The following is a 5,905-nucleotide window of genomic DNA, read 5'->3' as shown; positions in this document are numbered from 1 at the left end:
CCCCATGCGTCACTCGCCGACCAGCCCGTTGCGGATCGCGTAGACGGTCAACTCTGAATTGTTGGTCAGGCCCAGCTTTTCGAGGACCCGGGCGCGATAGACGCTCACCGTCTTGGGCGACAGCGTCAGCTCGTTGGCGATGTCGGCCAGGCGCTTGCCCGAGGCGATCATCACCAGCGTCTGCAGCTCGCGGTCGGACAGCTTCTCGTGCGCATTGGCCACTTCGGGCGTGGTCAGGCTTTCGACCAGCATCTGGGCAATCTCGGGCGTCACGTACTTGCGGCCCTGGGCGACTGTGCGCACCGCCTGCACCAGCAGGTGCGGGTCGCCGCCCTTGTTGACATAGCCGAAAGCGCCGGCCCGCAGCGCGCGGATCGCATACTGGTCTTCCGGGTACATGCTGACGACCAGCACCTTGACGGTGGAACCTTCGTCTTTCAGCACGTGCAGCACGTCCAGCCCGCTGCGGCCGGGCATGTTGATGTCCAGCACCAGCACGTCGCAGCTGCCCTTGCGCATCAGCGTGCGCAGCTCGCCGTAGTCGCCTGCTTCGCCGATGACCTCGATGTCGGGCGCGTCGGACAGCGTGTCGCGGATGCCTCGGCGGATCAGCGCATGGTCGTCGCAGACGATGACACGGGTCATGCAGCCCCCTTGGCGCCAAGCGCCGTCCCCCCAAGGGGGATTTCGCCCTCGGGGCGGCCCTTCGTGCTCATAACTCTCCCCAAGCAGACGGATCGTGTTCGGATTCGCCGGGGTGCGTGCCCTCGGCGGGGCCGGTTGTGTAGTGCCCCAGCGGGATCGAGAGTATCAGCGTCGTGCCGGCCGCGCTGCTGGAAAGGTCGACCCAGCCGCCGACCGTGGTGGCCCGCTCGTGCAGGCCGCGGATGCCGAAGCTGCGCGCCTTGGCCAGATCGGCTTCGGACAAGCCCTTGCCGTTGTCGCTGACTTCCAGCGACAAAACGCCCTGGGCCAGCGACAGGTCGATGCCGACCCGGGTCGCCTGGGCATGTTTGCTGATGTTGGTGAGCGCTTCCTGCGCCGTGCGGTAAGCGACCAGCGGCACGCCGGGCGGCAGCTGGGGGTTGTCGTGGCTGGTGCGGAAGCTGCACACCACGTTGGTGCGGCGCTCGAAGCGGTTGGCCATCCACTGCAGCGCCGCCACCAGGCCTTGCTCCAGGATCGCCGGACGCAGGTTGTGCATGATGCGCTGGCTCGCCTCCAGCGCATGGGTCACCGTCTCCATCGCACTGTCGAGCCGGGTCTTCAGCTCGGGCGTGGTGGCGTGACGGGCCATCCAGGCCAGGTCGAACTTCAGCGCCGACAGCGAACCGCCGACATCGTCGTGGATCTCCCGGGCGATCGCCGCCCGCTCCATCTCGACGCTGGTCTGCAAATGCTGGGCCAGCTCGGACAGCCGCTGGCGCGACGCGGCCAGCTCCCGATCGGCCCGCTGGCGGGCACGCAGGGTGTCGAAGGCGTCGATCGCGTGCTCGGTCGCCGGGGCCAGCCGCGCGAGGTTGGCCTTTAATAGATAGTCGGCGGCGCCGTTGCGCATGGCCTGGACGGCCACGTCTTCGCCGATTTCGCCCGACACCAGGATGAACGGCACCTGAATGCCGCTTTCGCGCAGGATGTCCAGCGCATGCAGGCCAGAGAAGCCGGGGATGTTGAAGTCCGACAGGATCACGTCCCAGCGCTCGCGCAGCGCGGCTCGGAAGCCGAGCTCGCTGTCGACCCGCACCGCCTCGATCTGGGCGCCGCCACGCCGAAGGTGGGCCATCGCCAACTCGTGATCGAGTTCCGAATCTTCGATGTGCAGCACACGCAGGCTACGGCTTGGCGTGTTTGCGCCGATATCGCCCTTCATGGGTCGAGTATCGCGCAGCCTCTCGGGTGCAGGTGCAGAGCCCTTTGGCGGAATTAGGCCCTGTTTTGACCCAGTCATCGGGTCAATAAGCAGACCGGTACTGCCGAAAAATCCATGACAACTTCCGAGCAGGCCAAACGACGGCCAGGCCCGGACCCACGAAGAGCACCGCGGAGCCACGATGCTGAATTCAGAAAGCCCCGTACCGGACACCAGCCCAGGCCTGCCGTTGTTGGCAGCGGCTGACTTGCAGGACCATTTGATGGTGGCCAGTCACGACCTGGAGCGTCTGCAGCGTCTGCTGGACGACGCCAGCGAGACGCTGTCCGGCCATTTCTACGGGGCCTCCAGCCAGATGCACGACCTGATGCGGGTCGTGGCTGCGCTGCCCGGTGCAGACCAAGACGCGATTCAGGGCGCCATGCAGAACCTGGCCGGTGCGATCACCGCGCTGCAGTTTCACGACATGGCGATCCAGCTGATCGCCCACACACAAAAGCGCCTGCGCTCTTGTGCCGACCGAATCGCCCGGGATGCGATGGGCGAAGACGATGAGGACGGTTCCACCATCGTCGAGGACGGCCCTGGTCGACCGAATCCGGTCACCCAGGACGAGATGGACGCCGGTTCCGTCGAGCTGTTCTGACCCCTTCCCCTCTCTAAGCCCCCGCCCCCAAATCCCTTCCAGACTTTTCGGAGAAAAGCGATGCACTCGATTCTTGCCGTGGACGATTCGCCCTCGATGCGCCAAATGGTGGCGTTCACCCTCAAAAACGCCGGCTTCAACGTCGTCGAGGCGGTGGACGGCCAGGACGCCTGGGAAAAGGCCGGCACCCGTGATTTCAACCTGGTACTGACCGACCAGAACATGCCCCGCATGGACGGCATCAGCCTGACCAAGAAGCTGCGCGAGAACCCGAAGTTCAAGGCCACGCCGATCCTGATCCTGACCACCGAGTCCAGCGACCAGATGAAGCAAGCTGGCCGCGCCGCCGGTGCCACCGGCTGGCTCGTCAAGCCTTTCGACCCCGCCAAGCTGATCGAAGTGATCGGCAAGGTCATCCGCTGAAAAGTGGGTGAGCCTGGAAGGGCACGAGGGCAACAGACGTAAGAAGTGAGGAGCCAGACATGGCCGAAATGACGAGCGACAACAGCAGCCTGGGCGACGGCATTGACCTGAGCCAGTTCTATCAGGTGTTCTTCGAGGAGGCGGGCGAGAACCTCGAGAACATGGAGCAGAAGCTGCTCGAACTGGACGTGGACGCCGCCGACGACGAGGAGTTGAACGCGATCTTCCGCTGCGCTCACTCAGTCAAGGGCGGCGCCGCCACGTTCGGTTTCTCCGACGTGGCCGAACTGACGCACCACATGGAAACGCTGCTGGACAAGCTGCGCCGCCATGAGCTGCAACCGAATTCACAGATGGTCGATGTGCTGCTCGCCTCCGGCGACGCACTGAAGGCCTTGCTGGCGCGACACCAGGGCGCTGGCGGCAATGCCGTCGACACGCGCGAACTGGTCGCCCACATCCGCGCGCTGGCCGAAGGTGGCAGCGCACCTGCGCCGGCGCCCGCCGCTGCAGCCACCGCACCTGCGCCCGCGCCGCTGGCCATGCCGAAGAACGGTGTGATCGCCCGGGCCATTGCGCTGACTGTCGGCCCGCTGGAAGACCCGGCGGTGGCGGACGGTCTGTTCGACCTGTTCAAGGAAATCACCAACCTCGGCACGATCGAAGCCCTGTCCAACGGCCAGAGCGCCGAAGGCATGCGCCGCTTCAAGATCGTGACGACCTCCAGCGACAACGACCTGCTGGACCTGTTCACCTTCCACATCGCCCGCGAACTGATGCAGATCGCGCCGATGGATGCCGGCTACGGCTTCTTCCACGAAAACGCCGGCGCCCCGAAAGAAGAGTTGCCGCCCGACCTGGGCTACGGCTTCTTCGACGACGCCCCCGGCTCGCCGGTGCAGGCAAGCGAAGTCAGCACGACGGCCGCGCCGGAATCGGCGCCTGAAGCCGCCGCTGCCACGCCCACCGCGCCGGCCGCCCCTGTGGCCAAGGCCGCGGGTCGGGCCGAAGCCCGCGCCGCTGCCAGTTCCGAATCGGCCACGCTGCGCGTGTCGGTCGAGAAGGTCGACCAACTGATCAACCTGGTCGGCGAACTGGTCATCACGCAAGCGATGCTGGCGCAGAACAGCAAGAACGTCGACGCCGCGCTGAACCAGCAACTGCTGAGCGGCCTGACGGACCTGGAGCGCAACACCCGCGACCTGCAAGAAGCGGTGATGTCGATCCGGATGATTCCGATGTCGGTCGTCTTCAACCGCTTCCCGCGCATGATGCGCGACCTCGCCGCCAAGCTGGGCAAGAAGGTCGAGCTGGTCACGCAGGGTGAAGCCACTGAACTGGACAAGGGCCTGGTCGAGAAGATCACCGACCCGCTGACCCACCTGGTGCGCAACTCTTGCGACCACGGTATCGAACAACCTGCCGACCGCATCGCCAAGGGCAAGCCCGAGCACGGCACCGTCACCTTGGTCGCTTCGCACCAGGGCGGCTCGATCGTGATCGAAGTGCGCGACGACGGCCGCGGCCTGAACCGCGCCAAGCTGCTGGCCAAGGCCCGCGAGCGTGGCATCGACGCGCCCGATTCGATGACCGACCAAGAGGTCTACGGTCTGATCTTCGCGCCGGGCTTCTCGACCGCCGATCAAGTGACCGACGTCTCCGGCCGCGGTGTCGGCATGGAYGTGGTCAAGAAGAACATCACCTCGCTGGGTGGCACGGTCGAGATCGACTCGGCCGAAGGCTACGGCATGAGCGTGAAGGTTCGCCTGCCGCTGACGCTGGCCATCATGGACGGCATGAGCATCGGTGTCGGCGACGAGTGCTACATCCTGCCGCTGTCCTCGGTGGTCGAGTCCTTCCAGGTCGAAGCCTCGATGATCAAGACCATCGGCGGCACCGGCCGCGTGGTCGAAGTGCGCGACGAGTTCATGCCGGTGATCGACCTCGAGAAGGTCTTCGACGTGCCGCGCTTCGACTTCGAGAACGTCTCGAACATCATGGTCGTCGTTGAGGCCGAAGGCGGCCGCGTCGCCCTGCTGGTCGACGAACTGCTGGGCCAACAACAGGTCGTGGTGAAGAACCTCGAGGCCAACTACCGCAAGGTGCAGGACGTGTCCGGCGCCACCATCATGGGCGACGGCCGCGTCGCCTTGATCCTGGACGTGGGGGCCCTGGTGCGCCACAGCCGCCACTGACCCGCCTTCTTCAGCGAACGCGCACTGACACGCGTTCGCCGGTCCTACGCCACAGCAGCCTCATCTTTCAGACGGAATCCCCATGCTCTCATTCCTCTCCTCCACGCAGCGCGCCATGCTGACCTTGATCCTGCTCGTCGCCGGCCAGGCCTGTGTGGCCATCGGCCTGAACGCGGGCTGGTCCAGCACGGCTGTGATCGCCAGCAGCCTGAGCCTCACCACCGTGGGTGCGGCGATCTACCTGAGCGGCCTGTCGGTGCTGCGCAGCTTCCTCGTCACTTTCTCGGCCCACGCTCGCCGCCTGTCTGAAGGCGACCTGTCGGTCGACATCAACATCGAAGGCGGCAACTCTGACTCGGCCGCCGTGCTGCGCTCGCTGCAAACCCTGCAGACCGAACTGCGCCGCTCGATCAGCGCCATTCGCACCGGCGCCGACGGCGTGACCGTGGCAGCGACCGAAATCGCCAGCGGCAACCAGGACCTGTCGGGCCGCACCGAGCAGACCGCCAGCAACCTGCAGCAGGCCGCCAGCTCGATGAGCCAGTTGAACGGCACCGTGCGCCAGAGCGCCGACGCCGCCGCCCAAGCCAACCAGCTCGCCAGCTCGGCCACGCAAGTCGCGCGCCGCGGCGGTGAAGTCGTGTCGCAAGTCGTCACGACGATGGACGAAATCAACGCCAGCTCGAAGAAGATCGCCGACATCATCGGCGTGATCGACGGCATCGCCTTCCAGACCAACATCCTCGCGCTGAACGCCGCTGTCGAAGCGGC

The 5,905-nt window shown here is 65.8% G+C and carries 6 protein-coding genes; 4 read left to right on the top strand and 2 right to left on the bottom strand.

Features of this window, described 5'->3' with window-relative positions; genetic code table 11:
* Positions 1 to 9: 9 nt before the first annotated feature.
* Together AC1DYI_RS24515 and AC1DYI_RS24510 are read right to left on the bottom strand one after the other, a co-directional pair.
* Complete coding sequence (locus AC1DYI_RS24515) at positions 10 to 645, bottom strand: response regulator (RefSeq protein WP_374562093.1); 636 nt, start codon at positions 643 to 645, stop codon at positions 10 to 12.
* A 67-nt stretch (positions 646 to 712) separates the two neighbouring features.
* Positions 713 to 1,870: a hybrid sensor histidine kinase/response regulator gene (locus tag AC1DYI_RS24510; RefSeq protein WP_477206747.1), complete on the bottom strand. Its 1,158-nt coding sequence runs from the start codon at positions 1,868 to 1,870 to the stop codon at positions 713 to 715.
* Positions 1,871 to 2,051: 181 nt separating this feature from the next.
* On the opposite strand from AC1DYI_RS24510, the gene AC1DYI_RS24505 reads away from it, so the two are divergent.
* From AC1DYI_RS24505 to AC1DYI_RS24490, 4 genes are all read left to right on the top strand, one after another.
* Entirely contained in the window at positions 2,052 to 2,516 is a 465-nt protein-coding gene (locus tag AC1DYI_RS24505; RefSeq protein ID WP_477206746.1) for a hypothetical protein, read from the top strand.
* A gap of 60 nt (positions 2,517 to 2,576) precedes the next feature.
* Positions 2,577 to 2,939, top strand: coding sequence for a response regulator (locus tag AC1DYI_RS24500; protein WP_374562089.1), 363 nt, complete (start codon positions 2,577 to 2,579; stop codon positions 2,937 to 2,939).
* 59 nt (positions 2,940 to 2,998) lie between these two features.
* Positions 2,999 to 5,134 (top strand): chemotaxis protein CheA, encoded by a 2,136-nt coding sequence (locus tag AC1DYI_RS24495; protein WP_477206745.1) that lies wholly within the window; start codon positions 2,999 to 3,001, stop codon positions 5,132 to 5,134.
* 115 nt (positions 5,135 to 5,249) lie between these two features.
* Positions 5,250 to 5,905: methyl-accepting chemotaxis protein (locus tag AC1DYI_RS24490; RefSeq protein WP_477206744.1), on the top strand; the 656-nt coding region annotated here is incomplete at its 3' end.

This window comes from Ideonella sp. P3_A4, assembly GCF_056403075.1.
Note: the sequence above shows the minus strand (reverse complement) of the source record. Positions and strands in the feature narration are given on the sequence as shown.

What these genes read in the sequence shown, in the direction of transcription:
- AC1DYI_RS24515 (WP_374562093.1), bottom strand. Translation starts at nt 645, where the DNA reads ATGACCCGTGTCATCGTCTGCGACGACCATGCGCTGATCCGCCGAGGC.
- AC1DYI_RS24510 (WP_477206747.1), bottom strand. Translation starts at nt 1,870, where the DNA reads ATGAAGGGCGATATCGGCGCAAACACGCCAAGCCGTAGCCTGCGTGTG.
- AC1DYI_RS24500 (WP_374562089.1), top strand. Translation starts at nt 2,577, where the DNA reads ATGCACTCGATTCTTGCCGTGGACGATTCGCCCTCGATGCGCCAAATG.
- AC1DYI_RS24505 (WP_477206746.1), top strand. Translation starts at nt 2,052, where the DNA reads ATGCTGAATTCAGAAAGCCCCGTACCGGACACCAGCCCAGGCCTGCCG.